This is a genomic window from Desulfosporosinus metallidurans (genome assembly GCF_001936615.1).
GTDB classification, from domain to species: Bacteria; Bacillota; Desulfitobacteriia; order Desulfitobacteriales; family Desulfitobacteriaceae; genus Desulfosporosinus; species Desulfosporosinus metallidurans.
On the sequence record NZ_MLBF01000004.1, the window covers coordinates 139,986 to 165,482 of the forward strand.

Annotated in this window: 21 protein-coding genes, 1 pseudogene and 1 riboswitch; of the genes and pseudogenes, 8 read left to right on the forward strand and 14 right to left on the reverse strand. The window is 44.8% G+C overall.

All coding sequences use genetic code 11. The features are described from left to right. Position 1: 1 nt before the first annotated feature. From DSOL_RS04735 to DSOL_RS04790, 12 genes and pseudogenes are all read right to left on the reverse strand, one after another. Positions 2-1,207 carry an MFS transporter gene (locus DSOL_RS04735; protein WP_075363718.1) on the reverse strand — a complete coding sequence of 402 codons (1,206 nt, stop codon included), beginning with the start codon at positions 1,205-1,207 and terminating at the stop codon, positions 2-4. A 382-nt stretch (positions 1,208-1,589) separates the two neighbouring features. Continuing rightward, positions 1,590-1,931 carry an acyl-CoA carboxylase biotin carboxyl carrier protein subunit gene (locus DSOL_RS04740; protein ID WP_075363719.1) on the reverse strand — a complete coding sequence of 114 codons (342 nt, stop codon included), beginning with the start codon at positions 1,929-1,931 and terminating at the stop codon, positions 1,590-1,592. Next, complete coding sequence (accC, locus tag DSOL_RS04745; RefSeq protein ID WP_075363720.1) at positions 1,928-3,463, reverse strand: acetyl-CoA carboxylase biotin carboxylase subunit; 1,536 nt, start codon at positions 3,461-3,463, stop codon at positions 1,928-1,930. Before accC ends, DSOL_RS04740 begins: the two co-directional genes overlap by 4 nt. Before the next feature lie 11 nt (positions 3,464-3,474). Then, the gene (locus DSOL_RS04750; RefSeq protein ID WP_083642311.1) at positions 3,475-5,022 is read right to left on the reverse strand and encodes an acyl-CoA carboxylase subunit beta; all 1,548 of its coding nucleotides are present in this window, start codon (positions 5,020-5,022) and stop codon (positions 3,475-3,477) included. A gap of 19 nt (positions 5,023-5,041) precedes the next feature. Beyond that, on the reverse strand, positions 5,042-5,449 hold the full coding sequence (gene mce / locus DSOL_RS04755) for a methylmalonyl-CoA epimerase (RefSeq protein ID WP_075363722.1): 408 nt from the start codon (positions 5,447-5,449) through the stop codon (positions 5,042-5,044). 55 nt (positions 5,450-5,504) lie between these two features. Next, complete coding sequence (locus DSOL_RS04760) at positions 5,505-5,897, reverse strand: cobalamin B12-binding domain-containing protein (RefSeq protein ID WP_075363723.1); 393 nt, start codon at positions 5,895-5,897, stop codon at positions 5,505-5,507. Between the two features lie 15 nt (positions 5,898-5,912). Beyond that, the gene (locus DSOL_RS04765) at positions 5,913-7,586 is read right to left on the reverse strand and encodes an acyl-CoA mutase large subunit family protein (RefSeq protein ID WP_075363724.1); all 1,674 of its coding nucleotides are present in this window, start codon (positions 7,584-7,586) and stop codon (positions 5,913-5,915) included. Then, positions 7,579-8,469, reverse strand: a complete 891-nt coding sequence (gene sucD / locus DSOL_RS04770) for a succinate--CoA ligase subunit alpha (RefSeq protein WP_075363725.1) — start codon at positions 8,467-8,469, stop codon at positions 7,579-7,581. The genes DSOL_RS04765 and sucD overlap by 8 nt, the downstream gene beginning before the upstream one ends. After that, positions 8,450-9,586, reverse strand: coding sequence for an ADP-forming succinate--CoA ligase subunit beta (sucC, locus tag DSOL_RS04775; RefSeq protein ID WP_075363726.1), 1,137 nt, complete (start codon positions 9,584-9,586; stop codon positions 8,450-8,452). Before sucC ends, sucD begins: the two co-directional genes overlap by 20 nt. Positions 9,587-9,808: 222 nt before the next feature. Next, positions 9,809-11,680 (reverse strand): sigma 54-interacting transcriptional regulator, encoded by a 1,872-nt coding sequence (locus DSOL_RS04780; protein WP_075363727.1) that lies wholly within the window; start codon positions 11,678-11,680, stop codon positions 9,809-9,811. A 315-nt stretch (positions 11,681-11,995) separates the two neighbouring features. Beyond that, positions 11,996-12,397 (reverse strand): annotated as a pseudogene (locus DSOL_RS27835) ((2Fe-2S)-binding protein); the annotation flags it as partial. A gap of 158 nt (positions 12,398-12,555) precedes the next feature. Further along, the gene (locus tag DSOL_RS04790; protein ID WP_075363729.1) at positions 12,556-13,506 is read right to left on the reverse strand and encodes a permease; all 951 of its coding nucleotides are present in this window, start codon (positions 13,504-13,506) and stop codon (positions 12,556-12,558) included. 190 nt (positions 13,507-13,696) lie between these two features. Between DSOL_RS04790 and crcB the strand changes: the two genes are divergently transcribed. From crcB to metA, 4 genes are all read left to right on the forward strand, one after another. After that, positions 13,697-14,071 carry a fluoride efflux transporter CrcB gene (gene crcB / locus DSOL_RS04795; protein ID WP_075363730.1) on the forward strand — a complete coding sequence of 125 codons (375 nt, stop codon included), beginning with the start codon at positions 13,697-13,699 and terminating at the stop codon, positions 14,069-14,071. A gap of 25 nt (positions 14,072-14,096) precedes the next feature. Further along, positions 14,097-14,411 (forward strand): DUF190 domain-containing protein, encoded by a 315-nt coding sequence (locus DSOL_RS04800; RefSeq protein WP_075363731.1) that lies wholly within the window; start codon positions 14,097-14,099, stop codon positions 14,409-14,411. A 76-nt stretch (positions 14,412-14,487) separates the two neighbouring features. Beyond that, positions 14,488-14,594, forward strand: a riboswitch (SAM riboswitch). A 218-nt stretch (positions 14,595-14,812) separates the two neighbouring features. Then, a complete protein-coding gene (locus tag DSOL_RS04805) occupies positions 14,813-16,093 on the forward strand; it encodes a homocysteine synthase (RefSeq protein WP_075363732.1) in 1,281 nt (426 codons plus the stop codon). A gap of 303 nt (positions 16,094-16,396) precedes the next feature. Next, complete coding sequence (gene metA / locus DSOL_RS04815; RefSeq protein WP_075363734.1) at positions 16,397-17,320, forward strand: homoserine O-acetyltransferase MetA; 924 nt, start codon at positions 16,397-16,399, stop codon at positions 17,318-17,320. A 37-nt stretch (positions 17,321-17,357) separates the two neighbouring features. On the opposite strand, the gene DSOL_RS04820 is transcribed toward metA, so the two are convergent. Next, positions 17,358-18,986: an oleate hydratase gene (locus DSOL_RS04820; protein WP_282433524.1), complete on the reverse strand. Its 1,629-nt coding sequence runs from the start codon at positions 18,984-18,986 to the stop codon at positions 17,358-17,360. A 114-nt stretch (positions 18,987-19,100) separates the two neighbouring features. Next, positions 19,101-19,667 carry a dihydroxyacetone kinase transcriptional activator DhaS gene (gene dhaS, locus DSOL_RS04825; protein WP_075363735.1) on the reverse strand — a complete coding sequence of 189 codons (567 nt, stop codon included), beginning with the start codon at positions 19,665-19,667 and terminating at the stop codon, positions 19,101-19,103. A gap of 145 nt (positions 19,668-19,812) precedes the next feature. Between dhaS and DSOL_RS04830 the strand changes: the two genes are divergently transcribed. From DSOL_RS04830 to DSOL_RS04845, 4 genes are all read left to right on the forward strand, one after another. Beyond that, entirely contained in the window at positions 19,813-21,294 is a 1,482-nt protein-coding gene (locus DSOL_RS04830; RefSeq protein WP_170871441.1) for an amino acid permease, read from the forward strand. 322 nt (positions 21,295-21,616) lie between these two features. Next, the gene (locus DSOL_RS04835) at positions 21,617-22,597 is read left to right on the forward strand and encodes an ROK family glucokinase (protein ID WP_075363737.1); all 981 of its coding nucleotides are present in this window, start codon (positions 21,617-21,619) and stop codon (positions 22,595-22,597) included. 166 nt (positions 22,598-22,763) lie between these two features. Continuing rightward, a complete protein-coding gene (locus DSOL_RS04840; RefSeq protein WP_075363738.1) occupies positions 22,764-23,810 on the forward strand; it encodes a galactose ABC transporter substrate-binding protein in 1,047 nt (348 codons plus the stop codon). 160 nt (positions 23,811-23,970) lie between these two features. Then, positions 23,971-25,488, forward strand: a complete 1,518-nt coding sequence (locus DSOL_RS04845) for a sugar ABC transporter ATP-binding protein (protein ID WP_075363739.1) — start codon at positions 23,971-23,973, stop codon at positions 25,486-25,488. Positions 25,489-25,497 lie beyond the last annotated feature (9 nt).

Consider the following 25,497-nt stretch of genomic DNA (forward strand, 5'->3'; position numbering starts at 1 on the left):
TTCACAAATTCCCAATTTCTTCCTTGGATTCATCGGGTTCCACGACATGATCCCGTATCATGACAAAGCTCAAAAGCAGTGTGATGATAAGGGCAATACCATTAATCAAGAAAAGGTTATTGAGCCCCACGGCTGAAATCACCCTTCCGCCAATTGCAGTACCGATACCGCCTCCACCCATGAAAAAGAATGCTACCAGTGACATCGCTGCACCTCTGGCCTTCTGGGCAAACTCTGTAGCTCTTGTGAGAAGCGTAGAATGAGTAAAGATGAAACCAAGTCCCAACAAGGCAATACCTAGGATCAACATCCCCAATACATCCCCATAAAGATAGATAATGATATCCGCCACGGCTGCTGACACAAGTCCCAAGCTCAATACTTTGCGCGCACCCATTTTAGCCGCTAACTTACCACTCATTCTCCCGCCAATAACTGACATGATTCCGAAGGCTGTCATAATTAACCCAATATATAAATAGTTGAATCCATACGTTTTAGCAATGTAAGCTCCTGCGTAAGAAAAGCTTCCGATGATGAAAATACCTTCCAGTAAAACGATGATATACGTAAACAAACTCCTGCTCGTTCCCAGCAGCTTAGCATATGGCGCAAATAGTTTGCTGTCAGGGTGCTTTTCTGAAGGGAGCGACTTGTAATTCTTTATGATCAGTAACGTTGGAATTATGGCCAGTATCGCATATACGCCAAAAACTCCTCTCCAATTAAGGAAGTAAGCAATTGTGCCTCCTATGGCCATACTGAGTCCTTGCCCCAGAAACGATATGCCCATAAACGTTCCTATGGCACCCTGTCTTTCCTGAATCGGGAACATATCTCCGATCAAAGCTAAGGAAATTGGCATAACCGATGCGGCAAACACTCCCGTGAGCGCTCTGAAAATTGCCAAGCTGGTTAGGCTCGAACCTAACGCACAAAGCCCTGTCGCGATCGTAAACATGATCATCGCAAAGGTGATGACCTGCTTTTTGCCATATCGATCTGCCAAAGGCCCAAAAATGATCTGAAAGATCCCAAAGGGAATCATATAGGCGGTAATTAAAAGTCCTGCCCTCGAAATATCAATCGTCAAATTCTGAGAAATAGCCGGCAGTATGGGAGAGACCACCCAGTTGTCTGCCATAACGATAAAACCCGCTAAACCGAGCAACGTGATAATCCTTTTTCCATTCTTATTTGTATTCATACAACAATCACCCTTCGATCCTTAAAATAGTCTCGCTTGTTCTACTTTGCTTTGAGGTAGTTAGTGATATTGCAAATCTTGTCATTGTTCATGGCATCCTCCACATCCACCCCTTTACACTAAATAATGTTTTTATAATATACTAATCTCATTATACTTCAATTTCAGAATTCTTCAAGAGCTATTTTTTACCCATTTACTCATTGTACTTAGAAATTATTAAAGCCTTCCAGAAGTGCTTGTACATTTTGATGCCGGATTGCGGCGAAAGCCTGCACATCGGTCGCTTTTACCCGGAAACGATTCATGCCCGAAGGAATCCCTAAAAATAAAAACTACGGCTAACCAAGTAGCTAGCCGTAGACCGTACTATCCAGCCTATTCAATGAATTACGACGAGAAGGTCACCCGCGGAAACATTTTGACCGACACTGACTCTGATATCCGATACCTTCCCGGCCCTCCCGGCGGAAATTCTATTCTCCATTTTCATAGCTTCTAACGTCACAACAGTTTGATCTGCTTTAACAATATCTCCGATCTTTATGTGGGCTTGAGTAATTACCCCAGGCATAGGTGCCAAAACCTTCCCACTTCCACTGCGCGTTACTTGATGTTTCGCAGGACTTTGTGAGACCGGAGCTTTCTTTGCTTCCTTCTGGATTATCTCTTCAACTTCCACTTCAAATTCTTGATCATTTACCTTTATCAGGAATTTTTTCATTGTAACCCACCTCCACATAAACCAACCATACGCCAGGATGAACGCATCTTACCCGTAGGTTGAATGTTAATAATTCGATAGCGTTCATTTTCTGAGTTTTCATAAGTTTCAATTGCTGCGCTAAGCACCGCGGCTAAAAGGGTATCTCTTGCTTCATCGTCTTGATCAAGGTGGGTCGGGTATTCTTGGCTGCTCTGAACATCTGAATCAAGTTTCTGCTGAATAAAGTCTGTTGTAAATTCCCCTCTTTGAAAGTCCTGGTCTGCTAAGATTCGTTGGTGAAAAGGGATCGTCGTCTTTACCCCGCGAATACTAAATTCAGCGAGGGCACGCTGCATTCGGGTTAGAACGTCTACTCGTGTTTGACCATAAACGACGAGTTTGCTGATCAGGGAATCATAATAAGGGGAAACAGTATATCCAGAGTAGGCCGCACTATCGACTCGGACTCCAAACCCTCCTGGCGGACGGTAATACTCAATCTTGCCGGGTGACGGCATGAACGTAACAGGATCTTCGGCATTAATGCGGCATTCCATGGCCCAACCTGTAAGCCGAATATCTGATTGGTCATACCCTAACGGTTCTCCTGCTGCAATCCTAATCTGCTCCTTAATCAGATCGAGACCACACACTAATTCGGTCACAGTGTGTTCAACCTGAATACGAGTGTTCATCTCCATAAAGTAGAAATTATAGTCTTGATCTAAGAGGAACTCCAGGGTACCAACTCCTCGATATCGTACAGCTTCAGCCGCGTCATGGGATACCTCGCTCATTCGAGCCCTCAACTCGGGTGTCAGAGCGGGAGATGGTGACTCTTCAATCAGTTTTTGGTGCCGCCGTTGGATAGAACAGTCCCGTTCCCCTAGGGTAACGACTTGTCCGTAGTTGTCCGCTAGAATTTGCATTTCCACATGTCTGCATCCCACGAGGTATTTTTCTAAATAAACATCCTGGTTACCGAAACAGGAGTTTGCCTCGGAGCGGGCGCTCTCCAAACTTTGAAGAAGTTGATCCTCTTGAAGGGCGAGGCGCATGCCACGGCCTCCCCCTCCGGCAACGGCCTTGATAAGGACTGGGTAACCCAGTTTCCGGGCCATTTGGAGTGTTTCCTCATCACTCGTGACAACCCCAGTGCCTCCTGGAACTACGGGAAAACCATAAGAAACCATCGTTTCTCGAGCTTTAGCTTTATCTCCCATTAAGGCCATGGTCTGCGCATCTGGACCGATAAAAACGAGTCCAGCTTCCTGAATCTTAGCCGCAAAAACTGGGTTCTCTGCCAAAAAGCCGTAGCCTGGGTGAATCGCTTGGGCCCCCATCTCCAAGGCTGTTTGGATAATCCAATCTATAGCCAGGTATCCCGTGCCGGAAACACACTTCACAGCTTCGTCCGCGAGCTGGACATGGAGAGAGTGTGAATCGACTTCAGTATAAATAGCTACTGTCTTGATTTGCATCTCTTGGCAGGTTCTCATAATCCTGACAGCGATTTCCCCTCTATTAGCAATTAAGATTTTCCTGAACATCTTTCCACCCCCTAAAAAGGAATATTGCCATGCTTCTTACGTGGATGAGATTCTCGCTTGGAGCTCAGCATATTAAGACTTTGAATAATGGTTTTTCGGGTATCACGCGGGTCGATAACATTGTCGATCAAACCCTTAGCACTGGCAATATAGGGGTTTGCGAACTTTTCTCTGTATTCGGCGGTCCTTTGTTTCGTTGTGGCCTGAGGGTCTGCAGACTTCATAATTTCGTCCCGGAAGATAATATTGGCGGCACCGTCCGGTCCCATAACCGCGATTTCTGCCGTTGGCCAGGCAACGGCTACATCTGCTCCTAATGAGCGACTACACATGGCGACGTAAGCCCCACCGTAAGCCTTACGTAGAATAATCGTAATTTTAGGGACAGTGGCCTCTGAATAAGCGTAAAGGATTTTTGCTCCATGACGGATAATTCCACGGTATTCTTGATCAACCCCTGGTAGAAAGCCAGGAACATCTACGAACGTTACCAGGGGTATATTAAAGCAATCACAGAAACGTACAAATCGAGATAGTTTATCAGAAGCATCAATGTCAAGGCAACCGGCTAGAAATGCGGGCTGATTAGCAATAATTCCTACGGACATTCCCTCGAAACGAGCAAAACAGGTTACGATATTTTGCGCATAATGTTGATGGACTTCAAAGAAGTCACCGCCATCCACGAGAAGGTTGAGGACATCCCGGACATCGTATTGTTTATTGGGCTCAATCGGTACCACGTTCAGCAGGTCGTCCCCTTCTGTTTCAGGGGGTTGGTCCTCTAATATTGGTGATTCCTCGATGTTGTTTTGAGGTAAGAAGGTTAATAAATGCCGAACCATTTCCAAGGTTTCTGTTTCCGTATGACCAAGAAAATGGGCTACGCCGCTCGTATGGTTGTGGGCCATAGCCCCCCCTAATTCTTCGGTGGTTACCTCCTCTCCTGTCACCGACCGAATTACATGGGGACCAGTAATAAACATTTGACTGGTCTTTTCCACCATAAACGTAAAATCGGTAATAGCCGGGGAATAGACAGCGCCACCGGCACAGGGTCCCAAAATAACTGAGATTTGTGGGATAACCCCAGAGGCTAAGGTATTGCGATAAAAAATGTCCCCATAAGCGGATAAGGCGCTAACACCCTCTTGGATACGCGCGCCTCCCGAGTCATTAAGCCCGATAACAGGAGCTCCGTTTTTTAGAGCGAGGTCCATGATTTTGCAAATTTTTCGTGAATGAAGTTCCCCTAATGCCCCACCGAAAACGGTAAAGTCTTGGGAAAACAGATAAACCAAGCGGCCATGAATTGTGCCATAGCCCGTAACGACGCCTTCCCCTACATTGACCACGTCAGGTTTCGTAAAATCGGTCATTTCTCCTTTAATAAAGGTATCTGTCTCAATAAAACTATCGTCGTCAAGGAGTACATCAATGCGCTCCCGCGCAGTCATTTTGCCGTTTTCGTGTTGCCTAATGATACGCTCAACGCCGCCCCCTAGTTTTGTTGCCTCTTGTAGGGCTGTTAGTTCCCTAAGTTTATCGTAGATATCCAAAGTTCCCACCTCCTTTAGCTTAGCTGCGACGCTGAACGAGTTCTATGAGTGTATTGAAGATACTTTGGGGATGTATAAAAGCGACATGGCTTCCCCCCAAGCCAATTCTAGGGGTCTCATCAATTAAACGTAACCCTAAACTCTTTAATTCAAGTAATTTTTCTTCAATATTCTCGACTTGAAGCGCTAGATGATGAATACCGCCCCCTCGGGTAGCGAGAAATTTCCCGATGGGACTGTTAGCTTCCGTAGGCTCTAATAGTTCCAGATTGGTTTCGCCTAAAGGTAAGGTAGCCGTCCGAACCTTTTGCTCAAGTACCGTTTCTACCTGGCTACAACTTAGCCCTAAAGTTTTGTATACCCTTATGGCCTCGTCTAAGTTTGCGACGGCGATCCCCAGATGATCTAGTTTTAATTGAATGTCCATATTACTTTAAGCCTCCTTTCTAAACCCTCTTTAGCAAAATGTAGCCCTTTAGAAATTAAAGTTGTTTGATGAAATTTATGATATCCCCCGTGGAGGTTCCGGTTCCAAATAGTTCTGCTACTCCCGCTTCTTTTAAGAAAGTTTTGTCATCTTCGGGAATAACCCCTCCGGCGATCACCCGGATATCCTGCGCTCCCTCCCGGGCTAGAAGCTCGATGATTCTCGGGAGCAGATAATTGTGGGCACCGGATAAGATGCTAATTCCAATGATTTGAACATCCTCTTGAATCGCTGCCTCGACAATTTGGTCCGGGGTTTGTCGTAAACCTGTATAAATAACTTCCATACCAGCATCCCGCAGGGCTTGAGCAATGACTTTAGCCCCGCGATCGTGACCATCCAAACCGACCTTGCCGATTAATACCCGAATGCGTTGTCCTTTTTCCATGATGACTCCTCCTGATTAAAAGGTGTTCTCTTGCCTGTATTCTCCAAAAACTTTTCTTAAGACGTCGCAGATCTCACCCAACGTGGTGTAACTCCGTACACAATCTAGAAGATAGGGCATTAAGTTTTCCGTTCCTTCTGCTGCCTTTTCCAATCGAATGAGATCCGTCTCCACCTCTGCTTGATTTCTTTCCCGGTAGACTGTGACTAAGCGTTGCTTTTGTTCTTGCTCGACTTTCGGATTTACTTTGAGTAAGCCTTGCGGTGGATCTTCCTTTTTCTGAAATTTGTTAATCCCAACAATAATTCTCTGTTGATGTTCGATTTCCATCTGATAGCGATAAGCACTGGCTTGGATTTCTCTTTGTTGAAAACCAAGTTCAATGGCTTTTACGGCACCTCCTAATTCATCGATCTTCTCTAGGTAAGCCCAGATGGCCTGTTCTAGGTCCTCAGTGAGCTTTTCCACGCAATATGAACCACCCAAGGGATCCACCGTATCCGTAACCCCAGTTTCGTAGGCAATGGCCTGTTGGGTTCTTAAAGCGAGAAGGGCCGATTCCTGACTTGGCAAAGCTAGAGCCTCATCCCAAGCGTTGGTATGCAGGGATTGGGTGCCACCCAGCACGGCACTCAAAGCCTGAAAGGCTACGCGCATAATATTTACCTCGGGTTGTTGGGCCGTCAACGTGCAACCGGCTGTCTGAGTATGAAAACGCATCATCAATGATTTAGGGTTCTCCGCTTTAAACCTATTTTTCATAATCTTTGCCCATACTCTGCGGGCAGCTCTGAACTTGGCGATTTCCTCCAAGAAATTGGAATGGGCATTGAAGAAAAAGGAGAGACGAGGAGCAAAATGATCAATTTCTAACCCGACGTTTAGAGCAGCCTGGACATAGGCAATTCCGTCCGCTAGGGTAAAGGCCACCTCTTGAACTGCATTCGAACCAGCTTCGCGAATATGATAGCCACTAATACTAATCGTGTTCCAGTTCGGAAGATGCTCGGCACAATATTTAAACGTATCGGTTATTAGACGCATTGAGGGTACCGGAGGAAAAATATAGGTTCCCCTAGCCATATATTCCTTTAAAATGTCATTTTGAATGGTTCCGGATAACTTGGAGGGAGCTATTCCCTGCTTTTCGGCAACCACAATATACATAGCCAACAGTATGGCAGCGGGAGCATTAATCGTCATGGATGTGCTAACTTGATCTAACGGTATATCCTTGAAGAGTGCTTCCATATCAGCCAAGGAATCGATTGCAACACCGACCTTGCCCACTTCTCCATGGGCAAGAGGGTCGTCGGAGTTATAACCAATTTGAGTCACCAAATCGAAGGCAACACTGAGGCCAGTCTGTCCTTGTTTAAGCAGATAGATAAATCGAGTGTTTGTTTCTTGCGCGGTTCCAAAGCCGGCATATTGACGCATCGTCCAGAACCTGCCCCGGTACATATCGGGTTGAACCCCACGAGTAAACGGAAATTCCCCCGGAAAGCTCAAATCTGTTAAATAGTCGAGATTTAGGTTATCTGGCGAATAAAGCCGCTCAAACTCGACCTCGGAATCTATACTTTCCTCCCGTTTTTCTGGCGATTTAGAAGGATTTTCGTTAAAATGCTTACTCTCCCAAAGACCCTTTTCCTGAGCAATTTTTTCTAACTCCTTACCCTTATCCATCGCTTTGTTCACTCCCTTGTGCTAACACTTGCTTGACAAGTGGGCCAACCTCCCAGGGCAAGTTCGCCACACTCACACCAGCAGCCGTTAGCGCTTCAACTTTGCTCTCAAAGGTTCCCTTACCTCGTTCAATAATTGCTCCGGCATGCCCCATTCTTTTGCCAGGGGGGGCGCTTTTGCCAGCTAAAAAGGCGACTACGGGTTTTCTCATGCCCTTAATGTAATGGGCCGCTTCTTCTTCAGCATTTCCTCCGATTTCACCGACTAGAACTACGGCTTGAGTTTTAGGATCTGCCTCGAATTTTTCTAAGACTTGAATGAAGGACATACCAACGACGCGATCCCCGCCAAGGCCTACCACGGTAGATTGGCCGATTCCTGCTCCGGTCAATTGGTAGACAATTTCGTAACTTAGAGTCCCGCTACGGGCCACGACCCCAACCTCACCGGGAGTAAAAATGTTATTAGGCATAATTCCAATCTTGGATTGACCCGGCGAAATCAGTCCATACGTGTTAGGGCCGATAATTTCTACCTGTTTCTTCTCTGCGAACGCCATGAGTTCCAAGGTGTCGTGTAAGGGTACGTGTTCGGTTATAATAACTAAGGTTTTAATCCCAGCGTCTATGGATTCCAGGGCAACATCTTTGACAAGCTTGGCCGGAACAAAAATAACGGAGGCATCCGCTTGTTGCACAAGCAGCGCTTCTTCAACGGTATCAAAAACCGGGACTCCATGAACCTCCTGGCCGCCCTTGCCGGGGGATACTCCTCCTACTATCTTGCTTCCATAGGCTAACATCTGCCCGGTATGAAATTGACCCTGGGTTCCGGTAATCCCTTGCACGATTATTCTGGTCGTTTCATTGATAATTATGGACATCAGCCCCTCCTCCATTCATTAGAGAGATTACGTTTGTTACTGCTTCCTCTATATTCTTGAATGATTCGATGCCTTGTTCCTGTAAAATTGCAGTGCCTAAATCTTCGTTAGTGCCTATTAAACGTATAACCACCGGTATTTTAAGATCAAAGGTATTCTTCACTTGAACAAAGGCGCGTGCTACCTCATCACAACGGGTTATCCCCCCAAAAATATTAATCAAGAGAGCCTTAGGTTTCGTGGAAAGCAAGATTTCCAAGGCAGCCGCCGTAGCTTGCAAACTAGATCCGCCTCCAGCATCCATAAAGTTACGAGCGCTCGCCCCAAAATTCTTGAGCAAGTCAAGCGTGGCCATCGTAATACCCGCACCGTTTGCCATAACTCCAATATCCCCATCCAGTTCAACATAGGATATTCCTAAATCCCCCGCTTTCTTTTCCACGGCTGTCTTTTCTTCGACCCAGGGAACCTCCGGTAGGTAACGAAAGGCAGCTTCATCATCTAAGGTCATTTTGGCATCAGCAGCTAGGACTTGCGTTGCAGTCACAACTAAGGGGTTAATTTCTACTAATTCAGCATCGTACTTGCGGAAAACTTGGTAGAGTTTAAGCATAATATCCGCAATTTGTTGAGCTTCCCGGCCCTTCAAGCCCATTTGACGTGTAATTTGGCGGGTAGCATAAGGTTGGAGACCAATCGTGATATCGATAAAACGCTTAATCACCTGTTCCTCTGGCACTTGCTCAATATCCATCCCCCCAGCAATCGAGGCCAGAAGAACAGGTTGTCTTTTTGCCCCATCAATCGTTATAGCTAGGTAGATTTCTCGTTCAATACTCACCTTTTCTTCAATTAACACCATCTCTACTTTACATCCTTTAATCTCCGTAGCCAGCAAATCCCTCACTTTAGAAATAGCGTCTTGGGGTTCTGTGGCAAACTTTATGCCCCCTGCTTTGCCGCGCCCTCCGGAGAGGACTTGGGATTTAATCGCCACCGGGCCAGTCTTTTCAAGAAAATCAGCCACACCTTCTACCCCTGTAAAAACGGCCCCCATTAGAACAGGAATTCCATTACTTTGAAGAATTTCTTTGGCCATGTACTCGTAAAGTTTCAAACGAACAGCCTCCTTTCTCTAACTATTCAGAATTATACATATATATCTTCATTAGCAAGATTCATGCCAATTTCGAGTTCGACAAAAAGAGGCGGAATAGCTACATTCCGTCTCTTTTGGAGTGATCTTCATTTATCTAGATGGAACATAATGTTCCAACGACGTTGCAAAGTGTTTCATGTGTTTCATGTTTCAAATCGTTTCACCCATCTCCCTTGGAGATCAGATAGAATTGATTCCTTTCAATTTTCTCCAGAGCGTTGTCCGACTAATTCCTAGTTTTTTTGCGGCCTCGGTTTTATTACCTTGCACGGTATTTAAAACACGGTTAAGTTCTTCTAGTTCACTCGAGCAAAGTTCAGAAGGAGTAAACCTTTCGAATAAAGATAAAAGTAAATCCTCATGCTCTTTTTCTTTATAGAGCGCCGCGAACCTTTCGATTATATTTCTTAGCTCCCGGACATTACCAGGCCAGTTATAATCTCTAAATACAGTGTGTTGGGAAATCCCTTCGATTTCTTTTGCTGCAAGATCATGACACATTTCCAAGAGAAACTTTTTAACGAGTAAAGGAATATCTGTTTTGCGAACTCGAAGAGGGGGAAGACGAAGTTCTAAGACGTTCAGCCTATAATACAAATCCTTTCGAAAATAACCTTTTTCGGCCATTTCCCATAGATCTTTGTTGGTGGCGGAGATCACTTGGATGTTTACTGAACGAATATGGTCCCCTCCAATACGCAGAACCTCATGTTCTTCTAAGACCCGCAACAGACGAGATTGAAGAGACATGGACAGTTCACCAATTTCGTCTAAAAATACTGTTCCTTCATGGGCCAGTTCAAACAATCCCGGTTTTCCACCCTTTTTAGCTCCCGTGAAAGCACCTTCTTCGTACCCAAAAAGCTCGCTCTCCAACAAGTTGTCAGGAATAGCTGCGCAGTTGATGGTGACAAAAGGATGGCGAAAGCGGATACCGGCATTATGAATAGCTTGGGCAAAAAGTTCCTTCCCCGTTCCGGACTCACCCGTGATTAGAACCGAAGAGGGGTTTTTAGCATAGAGAAAAGCTTCACGTTTAGCCTTTTGAATCTGGTCACTGGTACCGATAATATCTTTTATAAATGTTTTGGCCACAAAACCTTTTTTATAGAGGCTTTTGCGAATCTTTTCCTCAACTTCTTGTATAATCCCAATATTTTGGAACGTTGCCACAGCTCCCACTACTTCAGCGTTGACCAAAATTGGGATACGGTTGATGACAATTTGACTATTTCCGATAGACTCAATCTGGTTGAGCTCTGGTCTGCGATTTTGCATAACTTTAATAAGCTTGGCAGTGGGAAAAATAGTATCAATAGATTGACCTAGGACTTTGTGTTGAGAGGTATCAATAATTTTTTCGGCACTTGCGTTAATTACCGTGATTAGTCCGTTTCTGTCAACGGCTATTATACCCTCATACGAAAAGGCTAAAATCGCTCGTAGTTCCTCCGCTTTACTTGCCTCAACTTTCTTAGAAAAGGCTATTTGGACCGCAGTATCCAAGGCCCGAGTCACGCCGTCTGATGAGTAGATAAAGATTCCCTTGATCCCTTTGTTGCTGATTACTTCCTGAAGAAAGCTTCCCCCAATGACAACTTTCACACCCTCGTTTTGCAGTTGGTTTAAAGTCTGTTCAATATCCTGAATATGTTGATATGTAAATTGTTTAATCGTAATATTCAGCAATCCAGATAGGTTTTCTAGATTGGGAATTTTGCTTTCATACGTAATAAGACCGACGGTATCTGAATATTGTTTGGCTTCCTTTAGGGCAGCTAGAATGTCGAAGCCAGTTACTCTAATCTCAACTAATGGGTTCGATAGGTTGCCGGAGAGAAGTTTAGCCGTTCCACCCGCAGAAAGGAAAACATCAGCCTCCCCGTTTATCTCCATATTCCTTGCCTTTTCCAGGACATCTTTTAACATACAGTCAATCACTAAAATACGGACAGGATGGGGAGCTTTATATTGAAGTTGATTGATAAACGAAGTTAAAGCGTGGTAGCTAAAGACTACAATAGTAGGTTCATTATTAGATCCTTCCTGCATTACTGAGCTCCCCCTTTTTCACTTTATATCATAGAAATATTTTATGATTAAGGTAAACTACAATTTCCAGTATTCATAAATATGTGATTTAAGCTTCTTTATTAAAAGAATATTTCGATAATACGGAAAAATATCCTGCAACGAATCTTTGGCTTTGACTAAATATATTTTATTAGTATGTGCTGTAATTAAAGAGCAAAGAGACGTGCCACCTTAGACACGTCTCCCAAAGGATTCAATTATTTGCTACATGTTTTTCTCCTGACGCATAGCCAGGCCCTTGGCGATCACCGACCGCACTACAGACGAACATCAGCCACCTGCCGGATTTTTGGTCAAACATTCCCGCCCAGTATTAGCACCCGTATGTTTCTGAATATCTTCAAGAGAGGAACAACACTTTTCCACTGCGACATGCCGAAGAATTTCTTCCTCCGTGACATTGAGGCAATAACAGATCGGGACCGGCGGCTCCACCTGTTTAAACCAAATCTTATTCTTCAGTTGGTTCTGCCAATAGATCGCTCCGTCCGAGTGGTAGTAAGCGGTCTGGCACTCTGAAGTGCGGCATAAGAAATACCCTTTTTCATCGTCCGGGAGCTCCACCGTCGGCAATACCTGATGTACCACTGTGACTTTACGCACACGTTGCCCAGGTATCCCGCACACTGGGCAGCTAGGAACGGACAACTGTGCGGGTTTTAACGTAACCTGCATTATATCCTTCACCTCTAATATTCATTATACTACGGTATCTCATCGGTTCAAGTATACACTCTATCCTAACAATCTCAAATTCCATGCGCCGTTGGGCACAAGCCATCCTCAAAATTAGTTCAATCGACCTAACTAACAGCTCATTATCACGACTCCAATTATACAAATATCCAATTAAACATATACCCTACGAAAATAATCGCCACCGTCATGATCCCAACAAAGATGCCAAGTAGTTTTGGTTTTAAAACTTTGCGCAAGATAATCATTTCTGGCAAGCTCAAGGCCGTCACCGCCATCATGAAGGCCAGTACCGTCCCCATTGCCATCCCTTTTTCCATCAGAACATTAACGATCGGAATGATCCCTGCCGCATTAGAATAAAGAGGCACGCCTATCATCACTGCTAAAGGCACAGCAAATAAGTTATCCTTACCCGCATATTTGACCAAGAAATCAGCCGGCGCGTAACCATGCATTAAACCACCGATGGCGATCCCGATAATGACATAGAGCCAGACCTTCTTTAAAATATCTGTTACATATCCCCAGGCATACTCGACCCGTTCCTTCCAGGTTAAGGCCTCTAATTCTGTTTCGCCCATTTTGATATTGTAAACATATTCCTCCACCAAATGCTCCAGTTTAAGCTTCCCAATCACTAATCCCCCAACAATTGCCACGGTAACCCCAGTGATGATATAGATTGTTGCGATCTGCCAACCAAACATTCCCCAAAGCATGATCAAAGCCACTTCGTTCACCATCGGTGAGGAGATGAGAAAGGAGAAGGTGACCCCCAAGGGCACGCCAGATTCTACAAAGCCAATAAAGACCGGCACTGCGGAACAGGAACAAAATGGAGTCACAATCCCCAACAAGGCTGCCAGAATATTGCCGATAAATTCTCGTTTATGACTTAAAATCTTCTTGGTTCGTTCTGGCGGGAAAAAGCTGCGGACCAGCGAAACCAAAAAGATAATCGTAGCTAACATTAAAAAGATCTTGATTGTATCATAGATAAAAAAGTCCACAGCGGCGCCTATATGGCTGTTCGGTAGAAGCCCAAATAGGGTGTAGGCTACATAATCAGCAAACATTTGGAGCATAATAATCAGTCCTTTCATATCAATATCATACTAAAATATTATAATATGTCAATATGTATTTATTATGAATTTGTAATATTCATGAAGCCGACTAAACGCAACTCCCCCCGGTTGTGTAGACCCGGCGTATGTATTATGATAAAGATAGTAAAGCTAGCTACTTTGGATTTTAAGGATAAGAGGTAACGTGATGCAAAATATGCTTGTCATTGCCCTCGGAGGCGCACTAGGTGCCCTATCTCGCTACGGCCTCGGGGTATGGATTTCGAATAAATGGAACCAGGGCTTTCCTTTACACACCTTCCTGATCAACATTAGCGGAGCATTTCTCTTGGGGTTCTTAAATATCTTATTTATTGAGCGATTAACTATCAGCCCCCTTTGGCGCCTAGGAATCGGCGTCGGTTTCTTAGGGGCTTATACCACATTTTCTACCTTTGGTTTTGAGGTGATCTCCTTACTTGAAGGCGGGAGTTTCTTTACGGCAGGCTTATATACCCTACTTAGCATTGCCGTAGGGTTTACTGGCGTGGCCCTGGGCGTGGGTTTGGCTCGCATACTCTAAGCTATTTTAAAGGGGGTAAAAGTGTATGGTTGGAAAGGCAAAATTACTTAAAATCTACGTTGGCGAAAAAGAACGATTTAAGAATAAACCACTCTACCAATATTTGGTCCAATGGCTGAAAGAACAGGGAATTATCGGAGTCACGGTTTTTAGGGGAATTGAAGGCTACGGCGAGGATAAAGTCTTGCGCAGTGCCCGGCTCTTAGAGTTGTCCTCAGACCTACCCATCATATTGGAGATTGTCGATACGGAAGAGAAAATCGACTCGATCGTACCGGAAGTAACTAAGATGGTGCCCAAAGGATTGGTGTTCACCGTTGACATCGAAGTCCATAAATGAAATTCACGCCTTGACACAGACTCCGATTTGTTTTATAGTAGCTGTAATCTAATTATGGTAACTAAATATTGAATTTCTCTTATCAAGAGTGGCGGAGGGACTGGCCCAATGATGCCCGGCAACCGATAGCGTAAGCTATAAGGTGCTAATTCCAACAGAACCGTAGGTTCTGAGAGATGAGGGTAGCGTGTTAAATAACATAAAACGACCGCTTCTCTTGAAGTGGTCGTTTTTTTATTTACCCCGGAAGCAAGGGGACGGTTCTTTTGCTTCCCTCTCTTCACCTTTTAAACACTTCATCTTGCTCAACCATTTAGTTATTAAATGTAGGAAGCAGGAGAACCGTCCCTATGCTTCCCGATGCGGTAAGGGTAAAAAATTAACTTTAGGAGGAATTACTAATGACTGAAGAACGTCAACTCGGTTTTGAAACAGTTTCTTTACACGGAGGGCAAACCCCTGATCCCACGACCAATGCTTGTGCCGTGCCAATCTATCAAACCTCATCCTTTGTCTTCAACGACACCAACCATGCAGCTAACCTATTTGCCCTAAAAGAGCCTGGCAATATTTACTCCCGGATCATGAACCCCACTCAAGACGTTTTTGAACAGCGCATCGCGCTCTTAGAAGGGGGCGTAGGCGCACTGGCCACCGCCTCAGGCCAAGCAGCTATTACGTATGCTATTTTAAATATCGCTCAAGCTGGGGACGAAATTGTCGCCTCGGGTTCCCTTTACGGTGGAACTTACACCTTGTTCGCCTATACCTTTGCAAAGCTAGGGATCAAAGTCCACTTTGTAGATGTCGACAAACCCGAGGAATTCCGCTCCAAAATCACGGATAAAACAAAAGCCTTATATACGGAAACCATCGGCAATCCGCAAATCAATGTTGCCGATCTAGAGAAGATTGCCAGTATTGCACATGAAAACGGCCTTCCTCTGATCGTTGACAACACATTTGCCTCCCCCTACTTATGCCGGCCTATTGAGCACGGAGCCGACGTCGTCGTTCATTCTGCCACCAAATTTATTGGCGGGCACGGTACTTCAATTGGCGGCATCATAGTCGACTCAGGGAACTTCGACTGGAACAACGGCAAATTTCTAGGACTCAGCCAACCGGATCCCAGCTACCATGGGATTGTCTATACAGAAGCCTGCGGCAAAGCTGCTTATATCACCAAAGCAAGAGTGTCACTTTTACGTGACACCGGGGCAGCACTCTCACCGTTTAACTCGTTCTTGTTTTTGCAAGGATTAGAAACTCTCCCCCTGCGCATGGAACGCCATGTCGAAAACGCCAAAAAAGTAGCTGAATTTCTCGACCAGCATAACTTAGTCACTTGGGTTAACTATCCAAGCCTAGCCAAAAGCCCTTATCACGCACTCGCCCAGAAATACTTACCCAAAGGAGCGGGAGCAATCTTTACCTTCGGTGTCAAAGGTGGTCTTGTCGAAGGGGAAAAATTCATTAACAGCCTTAAGCTCTTTTCTCATTTGGCAAACGTCGGGGATGCCAAATCCCTAGTCATTCATCCGTCAAGCACAACGCATCAACAGCTCGATGAAGAATCTCAACGTGCTGCAGGGATATCCCCCGATATGATCCGCCTCTCCATCGGCTTGGAAACCATCGACGACCTCCTCTACGATTTAGATCAAGCCCTTCGTGCCTAGGAAGCAGGGGGACGGTTCTTGTGCTTCCCTTTGAGAAGCACAAGACTGAGGGTGCAAAGGTAAAGTTCCTTCGCCTCTTCCCTAGCGCCCTTGGTAACAATTTATCCACGTTTAAGACTCCCACTTCTATAAGTGGGTGTTCCATGTTCTGCTTCGGTATGGGTAGAGTCCCCCACCGAAGTCTCGATGCTCAGCTTTAGCTGAACGAGTTCACTTTTGCTTAAACCAGTATCGTTAAAGTTTACGGCTTTAAGGAAGCAAGAGAACCGTCCCTTTGCTTCCAACAAAAGGAGAGTTATATACATGCCAATTAAAATACCAGAACATTTACCGGCTATGGAAATACTCAGTCAAGAAAACATCTTTGTCATGGGGGAAGAGCGTGCCTTTCACCAAGACATACGTCCGTTGAAAATCGTGATTCTCAATCTAATGCCGCGCAAAGAAACCACCGAAACGCAGCTTTTACGGCTACTCGGGAACTCCCCCTTGCAAGTTGATATTGTACTCTTGCGTATTGAAAGTCACCTTTCCAAAAATACCTCTCGGGAGCACTTGGATGCCTTTTACAAAAGCTTTGATGACATTAAAAAGCAAAAATTTGATGGCATGATCATTACTGGAGCACCCGTAGAACACTTGGAATTTGAGGAAGTCACCTACTGGGAAGAATTCAAAACCATTATGGACTGGACAAAAACTAACGTAACCTCTACCCTCCACATCTGCTGGGGAGCCCAAGCCGGGCTGTATCACCATTACGGTGTCCCAAAATATTCTCTTGGTGAAAAAATGTTTGGTATCTTTAAACACGATGTCAATAAGCGCGGCTTAAACGGCATGCAACTCCTGCGTGGTTTTGACGACGAATTCTACGTTCCCCACTCCCGCCACACGGAAATCAAACGCAGCGACCTAGAACAACACCCTGAGTTAGAAATACTATCCGAATCTGACGAAGCAGGAATTTACATCGTGGTGTCGAAAGACGGCCGTCAAGTATTTGTAACGGGCCATTCAGAGTACGATACCCTCACCCTAAAAGAAGAATACGATCGCGACCTCGCCAAAGGACTTTCCATTGCTCTGCCTAAAGACTATTTCCCCAACAACGACCCCACTCAAACCCCCGTCCATAAGTGGCGCTCCCATACAAACTTGCTCTTCCAAAACTGGTTGAATTACTACGTCTACCAAGAAACTCCCTATGACCTAGGCGCCCGCTAGGGAAGCAGGGGGACGGTTCTCCTGCTTCCCCTTGGTTTTATCGGTAGGATGTTATAAACGCACTAAACAACGTTCTGATATCGTATTGATACTGATTGATGGGGGTAATTTCTTTGTTGATGCCAAAAAGTTTGTAGACCGCAATTCTTGCCGCGCGCACAGAGTATTCTTCAGTAAAGACAACATCATCTGGAATTTCGCAGAACTGGCCGACGAAGGCTAGATTGGTCGATCCTTCCGGAATGATTTGCGGTCTGTCGCCAAGCGATCTGGGCATAAATTGGGACGTAATAAAAGGCATCATACAGGGAATGCAGTTGGCTGATTTCAGAATCGCCTCCCGATCATTCTCAAAATTCAGATGACCTAACAACTCCGTCAAGATCTCTTCCCCTGTGCAATCACTCATTCTCTTCTTGACATAATCACCTACCTTGTCAGGATACAATCCATACCCCCAGAAGACATTGACATTTTCAGGCTGGTTAAGGAAGTGAGGTTGATGCGCCAGCACGATGGACATAAACCAACTTGAATCTTTAAAGGTAACAAGTGCTCCCGAGCCCGCTTTATTACGTGAAAACTTTTCCATCAAATCGAAGAATCTTGAATCCTGACAAGTGACCGTGAAGGATTCCCACTTGGAGCCGTCGATATCGTCATCAAAAGAAGATGGATTTCCCAGGCCCGACTTTTTCTTCGCAATCTTATCCCACAATTTCCAGGAGTTACCCTTACCCTTCAGAACAGGCGCTTTAGTCATGGAACCCAGACTATAACCATCCGTCATGGAACCATTGGTGATGATGACACGATCCCCTTCCTGGATCTCTATCACACCTTGAGCATCTTCTCGAGTATAATGAATGGCTGTAACGGTGATATCCTCCGAATTTTTAAAGTACAAATCGTTCACCGTGCACTTCATCTTAAAATCAACATCGTATTGATCCAAATATTTCTTTAAGGGAAGAATGATGGAATCATACTGATTGTATGGGGTTCTTGTAACTCCTTCCAGAGTCTGAATTCTAGGGAATTCATGCATGAAGCGGATCATATATCGTTTGAATTCAACCGCACTGTGCCAAGGTTGGAAAGCAAAAGTGGTTGCCCACATATACCAGAAGTTCGTCTCAAAGAAATGTGCTCCGAACCAATCATTGATTCTCGCTTTACCCATCTTTTCCTCTGGGGTGATGATGAGTTTGGCCATAGCCAGGCGATCACTGAGATCAAATCCCATCGACATAACGTCTTCAATCTCGGCATTCTTATTGACCAGTCTTGCCTTAGCATGGGTCGGATGTGCCGTATCGAATTCCCTAATTTCAGTTCTCACAGATTTGTCTGGATCGTTTAAGGAGGGTATAGTACTCAATAATTCCCAAGTATTTTCATAAGCTTCATCATTAAGCATTCTTCCGCCGCGAATCACATATCCCTGTTCTGGATTGCCAGCCCCATCGTTGCTCCCCCCGATAGTCATTTCTTCGATAATATGAATAGCCTTTCCAGGGAAATCACAATCTCTAATCAGATAAACCGCACCAGCGAGGGAAGCTAATCCACCACCGATAAAATAGACTTGCTTGTTTTCATAGTCTTTCTTCATCATAATCTCCTCCAGCTTTTTCTGTCTGCGCTCCTCAGTGAGAACTGACACTTTATTTATACTGTTTTAAGGTTCAAAAGACTATGAACAATATTGCCGAGATGTTTAAAATCGTTACATCGCCTAAGAATCGTATAAAAAAAAGCAGTAACAACGTCCCGGTTGTTACTGCTTTTTTTCATATCTTTGCAGTGCACTGACGAAATTTCCCTCCACCAGCTCACTTAGCTTTTTAATAATGACTTCAGGTTTTTCCTTCATCTCTGTTTTCATCCATTGAATCACCAAACCTATAAATGCCAGTGTATAGAAATCAGCCATGAACTTTTTATCCTCGTCTTTGACGTTCATATCTTGAGATACCTCATTGACCACTCCAATAAGCAATTCAAACGCAATCGAATGAAGAAAGGAGTCTAGGTGATCTCTCCCTAAAGAATTCAGCGTATTGAGACAAAAGGCCTTGTTCTTCTCGATATAAAGGAAGATCTTTAAAAAACCATCCTCCCAGGTCGTATAAGTCTTGTAGTCAGCTATACTCTCAACCGCTTCTGTTTTATAGATCCAACCCAATAAATCAAAGATATCTTGAAAATGATAATAAAACGTTTGCCGATTAAGTTCGCAATCATCCACAATTTCTTGAACTGTAACTTTGTTCAAAGGGACCTTTTCCATTAAGCGCTTTAAAGAGGTTGCCAGCGCTTTTTTGGTCAGAGATGACCTGGTCATTCTGTTCCCACCTTTTATGAACTATTATAACACAACAGAGAAGCGGAAGCGCAGGGACAACCTTCGAAAAAGCATAGCATCTAGGTCGGTTGCAAATACTGATAAAACCAAACGAAATTATAGTTTAAGAAAGGAAGCATTAAATTTGGCATACGATGACTCGGCTCAAGCTAAATCTTCAAAAATGTCGGCCTTTTCCTTGACCATGTTAGCCTTAGGGAGCATTATCGGAGCAGGAATGTTCCTTGGAGTCGGCTTAACCATCCAACTTGCTGGTCCTTCAATTATTATTGCCTATGCCCTTATGGGGATCTTAATGTATTTTAATTTATCCTTTTTGGCCGAACTTTCGTTGCTTGACCCAGAAAAAGGTTCATTTCAAACTTACGCTGCCAAAGCGTTTGGACCGGGAGCCGGGTTTGTTATCGGATGGCTTTACTGGATCTCAGGAATTCTCGTCATGTCCAGTGAGGCTACTGCCGCTGGTATTTTCAGTGCCGTGTGGTTACCAGGGATTCCTCTTTGGGCTTTCATGCTCATCTACTCTGTTGCACTGACGATGGTCAATCTTTCCGATCCGCGTGGTTTTGGAAAATTGGAATCTGATCTGGCGATCGTCAAAATTATTGCCCTCGCAGGCTTTATCCTTATAGCAATCGTTCTTGTGTTTTTGCCCCTGTTCGGAACCGCTCCTGGCTGGCGTAACATCACTAATACTCCATTTCTTCCCCATGGTTTGTCCGGCTTCGCGGGCTCTCTCTTACTTGTATTTTACGCCTATTCAGGAACTTCTGTAGTCGGACTCGCCATCACGGAATCCGACAACCCCGGACGAACGGTGCCTAAGGTTGTATTGGCCACCTCAGGATTGGTGACATCCTTCTATGTCATTTCTGTCCTTCTCCTCCTCCTGCTTCACCCTTGGACCACTTACAATGCCAGCACAAGTCCCTATGTCAGTTCCCTGTTACCTTACCGAATTTCTGCCGTCCAAACTCTTATGAACTTCGTTATTTTAACGGCAACGTTATCAGCGATGAGTGCCAGCATGTATGGAACGTCCCGTATGTTAAATGCTCTCGCCCAGCAAGGCGAAGCACCACGTTTCTTCCGTCAGGTTAGTCAGAAAGCAGTCCCACGCCGCGCACTCCTATTCACGAACGCCTTCCTTATAGGCATCGCTTTTCTCTCTTACATAATCCCCAACAAGCTCTACCTTCTCGTCACAGGAGCAAGCGGTCTCCTCTCCCTCGTCAACGTCTTGACGATAAGTCTCGCTCACTGGCGCTTGCGTCCGAAGTTAGTTGTAAACCATCCTGACCACACGTCCCATGTCCCAGGGTACCCAGTAAGTAATCTCCTTGTTACCCTGTTTTTTGCTGGAGTTTTCGTCTCCGCTTTTGCGATTCCCGACCAAAGGGCTTCCTTTATCTTAGGACTTAGCCTGATAATTATTACGGCAGGAATTTACTTTGTCGTCCGTCACACGCTCAAATCCAACTCCCAATTTCCTTACCACACTCCAGGTCAAAATCATGTCCCAACCTCTTCATTGAATACCCTCCATACCCTAAAGCATCTTGCCTATAAATTACGGAAGCACATTTCCAAGCGATTAAGGCCCTAAAGAAACGCAGAAAAGACGAAGGGAAGCACAGGGACGGTTCCTGTGCTTCCCTTCGTCTTTTCTGCACTTTTCTTACGTAACAATTCACCTCGTTTAACCAGTATCGTCAAAATCACGCTGCAAGGAAGCAGGAGTCCCCTTGCTTCCCTTATGGGAATATCAGGGTCGTCATCGAGTTACTGGTAGAGGAATCACTATGAATAAATCCACTATAGTGACTTCAATATTTTAATGATAATATATTGAAGTCTAGTCAAATTGATATTCTATTTTTACGGCTCAATCATATTTGTAAGTGTTAAAGGAATAGGGGGCAAGCAGTATGAAACCGTCAGTTTATATTGGCATCGACCTAGGGGGAACTTCCATCAAGATGGGCCTTGTAGATCAACTGGGCAATATTCTCCATACTCTACAAAACCCAACACCAGTCAAAGCAGGATACCATCAGGTATTAGCTGTCTTCTCTCAAATGGCTGAACAACTTTTGCGCAAAGGTCCCTATGGTTGGGAAAATATTATAGGCGTAGGGGTTGGTGTTCCTGCCTTTCTCGATCAGCAAAAAGGTATTGTGATTGAGGCCGTTAACCTTGGCTGGGACCATGTGCCTTTGAAAGAAGATCTAGAGAGAATGTGGCGGGTGCCGATTATGGTTGAGAATGACGCCAATGCAGCTGCCCTCGGCGAAATGTGGAATGGAGCTGGAAAAGGAGCTTCACATTTAATCTGCCTGACACTGGGCACCGGAATCGGTGGTGGCGTAATTATCAATGGTGATATTTATCACGGCGCTAATGGAAGTGCGGGAGAAGTAGGGCATATGACCGTAATGCATCAAGGTGGACGCAGTTGTAATTGTGGCAGAAAGGGTTGTTTGGAAACTGAAGCGTCGGCAACCGCCATTGTGTTGGATGCCCTGGAACAAGTGAAGGGGATGTCAACCGGACCATTGAAAGAAGAATATGACAGAACGGGAACGATTACAGCCAAATCAGTGGTACAATTGGCCCGACAAGGTGATTCGATATGCAAAGAGATAATCACAAAAGTTGGCTGCATCTTGGGAAGTACCTTAGCTCAAATGTGCTATCTGTTAAATCCTGAGATTATTGTGATTGGCGGAGGAGTTGCACTTGCAGGCAAGATTCTTTTTGATCCCCTGATCCAGGCCTTTAATAATGCGATTCTGCCAAGAGTAGCAGAAAATACCTCCATTGTTCCGGCTAAGCTGGGGAACCAGGCCGGGGTGACGGGTGCAGCTTGGTTGATTCATCGAAAATACACATTGGATATACTACCGTAAGGTCAAAGGCAGCCGATGCCACTGTTCATGAGCATCAATGGACCCTCTGCCATTAAAAGAAAATCCTTGACTATTCAGAATACAGAACCCTATAATGTACTTAAGAAATTAAATTTATTAAGTTACTGGCCGTGAAAAATCTATACTAAAAAAGGGAGGATCACCCATGAAAAAACTTCTTCCAGTTGTGATCGCCGGAGCTATGCTTTTCTTAGCAGGATGCGGTGCTAGCACAAGTCCAACCCCTAGTTCCAGTTCCGGTTCATCAAGCTCCGCAGCAAAACAGCCTACCATTGGTGTTGCTATTTACAAATTTGATGACACCTTTATGACAGGTGTTCGCAACGCCATCTCCACTGCAGCTCAGGGCAAAGCAACCGTCGATATTGTGGATAGTCAAAACTCGCAGCCTACCCAAAATGATAAGGTTGACCTCTTCATCAATAAAAAGGTCACCGCTCTGGCGATCAATCCCGTGGACCTCACTGCTGCTGGGGTAATCATCGACAAAGCCAAGACTGCTAAGACACCCGTTGTCTTTTTTAACCGCGAGCCATTGGCCAGTGATATGCAGAAATGGGACAAAGTCTATTATGTAGGTGCTAAAGCAGAAGAATCCGGCATCATGCAAGGGCAAATCCTAGTCGATTATTGGAAAACCCATCCTGAAATGGACAAGAACAAGGATGGCACTATGGATGTTGTTATTTTACAGGGCGAACCTGGACACCAAGATGCCATTGCCCGCACGAAGTATTCCGTCAAGGCAATTCAAGATGCCGGTATTAAAGTAAACATTCTTGCTCAAGATACCGCTATGTGGGATCGTTCCAAGGCTCAAGACAAAATGGCTGCTTTCTTAGGAGCGCAAGGGGATAAGATTGAAGCTGTTCTTGCTAATAACGATGACATGGCTTTAGGTGCTATTGAAGCCTTAAAAGCTAAAGGTTACTTTGCCAATAACAAATACATGCCTGTCGTCGGGGTAGACGCCACCGCCCCTGGTCTCCAAGCCTTGAAAGACGGTACTCTTTTAGGTACTGTTCTCAATGATGCTAAAAATCAAGGTACAGCGACGTTGAATCTAGCTGTCACCTTAGCTAAAGGATTAGCTCCGAGCAAAGATAATACTGGTTATGACATTACAGACGGCAAATATGTTTGGGTTCCCTACAAGAAAATTACCAAAGCCAATATGGCTGAAGCCCAATAACCGCTCCTTTCGAATACCTATTGACTTAAGTGCTTACAGTGAATGAAGCAAGGGGGCAATGTTTTCGTTTCCCCCTTGCTTTTTGAATTCTTTAGTTTAAAACATGCATAAAGAAAACGACACTCTTTTTAGAAAAGCACTGATCACAGGAGGCGTCAAAATGCCTGAAAATGAATTCATACTGGAAATGAACAAGGTTTCTAAGGATTTTCCTGGCGTAAAGGCGCTAGACAATGTCACCTTGCAGGTACGTCCTGGTACAGTGCACTCCCTCATGGGGGAAAACGGTGCAGGAAAATCGACACTTATGAAATGTCTTTTCGGAATCTATAAACCTGACGCTGGTGAGATCCTCTTAAACGGTCAAAAAATTGAAATCAACAATTCAAGAGCTGCGCTCGATCAGGGCATCTCCATGATTCACCAAGAACTCCATCCTGTACCGCGCCGTAACGTTATGGAAAACCTCTGGCTTGGTCGTTTTCCTCTCAAAAGTGTCGGACCCATCAAATTGATTGATGACAAACGCATGTATCAAGATTCAATCGCTTTATTTAAAGACCTTGGCATGGATCTAGATCCTCATGTCCTTGTCGGATCCTTATCTGTGTCCAAAATACAATCGATTGAGATAGCTAAAGCAGTATCTTATCAAGCAAAAGTGATCGTGATGGATGAACCCACCTCCTCCTTAACGGGGACTGAAGTGGAGCAACTCTTTAAAATTATACGTTCTTTAAGAAGCCGAGGAGTTTCGATTATTTACATTTCTCATAAAATTGAAGAAATCCTAGAAATCTCTGATGAAGTAACCATCATGCGCGATGGTAAACGCATCGGCTCATGGCTGGCTTCTGAACTTACGACCAACTTAATCATTTCTAAGATGGTGGGGCGTGATCTCACTCAGCGATTTCCTGAACGTCATAACTCCCCAGGAGAAACCGTCCTAAGAGTGGAGGGGTTAACCTCTCCATTTCCCAAAGCGTTTAAGGATATCTCCTTCGATCTGCGTCAAGGGGAGATTTTAGGAATCGGGGGACTTGTGGGGGCCCAACGAACGGAACTTATTGAAGCCCTCTTCGGCTTGAGAACTGTATCCTCAGGTAAGATCATCATTAAGGGCAAACAAGTGAAAATTAAATCCCCCATGGATGCTAAGAAGTACAAAATTGCCTTACTCACAGAAGAGCGTCGGGCGACAGGAATTTTCCCAGTTCTCCCGATTGTGGAAAACACAGTCATGGCCAATATGAACCGGTACATTAGTCCTTATTTTCTCCTAAAACAGCAACCGATGAGGCAGGATGTGGAGCAAAGCATTGAACAAATGCATATTAAAACCCCTTCCTCTAGAACTCAGATCAAAAACCTCTCTGGTGGAAATCAGCAAAAAGTGTTGATTGCGAGGTGGCTCCTTACTGAACCAGAAATCCTCATGCTGGATGAACCGACTCGAGGAATCGACGTAGGAGCAAAATTCGAAATTTATTCCATCATCGCCGACTTGGTTCAACAAGGGAAAAGCATTATCATGATCTCCTCTGAAATGCCCGAACTTATCGGTATGTCTGACCGGATCATGGTCATGTGTGAAGGCCGTCTGTCCGGTATTCTGGAAGGAAACCACCGAACCGAAGAAGACATTATGCACCTCGCAACAAAGTTTATGGTTTGACTGGAGGTC